Here is a 928-nt window from a genome sequence, read left to right on the forward strand (position 1 = left end):
GGTACTGTAATTTCTTTTCTGTAAATTCAAGAGCGTTTTGTTTGCTTTTTGCAGGGCTTTAACACCTGGTTGTCTTTGCATAAGCGTCTAAGCCAAGTGCCAATAGCTTGCGGGGTTGGTACTTTTTGATTAGTGACAAGACAGCAAAGCTTTGTCTTTGGCAATATGGACAGTATCGTTTAGACATTCACCGCCCTCATGTTGACTCAGTACCAAGGTATTAATAAAGGTTGAGGCTTTAAGGGCACAATTACTGCCCGATGCGGGGAAGTGTTGATCTATTGTTTTTGATAAATCCAATACTCGGATAGTATGCGCTAGTGTAATAAGCCCAATACGAGAGGTCAAAAGTTCGTTGGTTGTATCAAGTTTGTCGTTTAAAATGTTCATAAACGCATAAAGTTTGGTTGGTTATAGAAAAAAACAACACTCTCATCTGCGAAAATCAAAACAAACTGGCACTACATTAATGGCTAATAACAAGAAAGTACCACAGCGATTATCGAGATTGGAGCGTAAATCAAAATGGCAATCGGACGCCATTAAAAACATACAAAAAGATAAAGATGCAGACCACACCTCTAAATATCAAGATTTAAGGCAAGATGTTTTAAAGAGCCGAGGAGATGGCATTGATCGGTGGTTAAATATAATCGGTATCTCTTTGATAGCATTGATAGCATTTGCTGGATATGAGGTTATTGTGATTAAGGGTAATATTGAAAAATCTGAAAGCGCATTCATAGAAATTCAAACATACAAAAAAAATGCAAAAAAATCCGAGAGGGAAACTGAATCTAGTGCTAAAAATGCAAAACAAATGGAGAAACAAATGTCCCGTCTAGGGAGCTATTCCCTATTTTTTTTCATATTTCTCCCATTAAACCCCGCTATCTCCCTATTTTTTGTCAATTTCCCTTAAAATCAA

Annotated in this window: 2 protein-coding genes; one reads left to right on the forward strand and one right to left on the reverse strand. The window is 37.0% G+C overall.

The window, feature by feature from the left end:
• Nucleotides 1-129: 129 nt before the first annotated feature.
• The gene (locus BAZSYMA_RS08090; RefSeq protein WP_090717728.1) at nt 130-390 is read right to left on the reverse strand and encodes a hypothetical protein; all 261 of its coding nucleotides are present in this window, start codon (nt 388-390) and stop codon (nt 130-132) included.
• Between the two features lie 79 nt (nt 391-469).
• On the opposite strand from BAZSYMA_RS08090, the gene BAZSYMA_RS08095 reads away from it, so the two are divergent.
• Nucleotides 470-922 (forward strand): hypothetical protein, encoded by a 453-nt coding sequence (locus BAZSYMA_RS08095; protein ID WP_090717731.1) that lies wholly within the window; start codon nt 470-472, stop codon nt 920-922.
• Nucleotides 923-928: the final 6 nt, after the last annotated feature.

Origin of the sequence: Bathymodiolus azoricus thioautotrophic gill symbiont (assembly GCF_001298715.1) — a bacterium.
Taxonomy (GTDB): domain Bacteria; phylum Pseudomonadota; class Gammaproteobacteria; order PS1; family Pseudothioglobaceae; genus Thiodubiliella.

Excerpts from the sequence above, each read along its gene's own strand:
- BAZSYMA_RS08090 (WP_090717728.1), bottom strand. The coding sequence starts at position 390 with ATGAACATTTTAAACGACAAACTTGATACAACCAACGAACTTTTGACC.
- BAZSYMA_RS08095 (WP_090717731.1), top strand. The coding sequence starts at position 470 with ATGGCTAATAACAAGAAAGTACCACAGCGATTATCGAGATTGGAGCGT.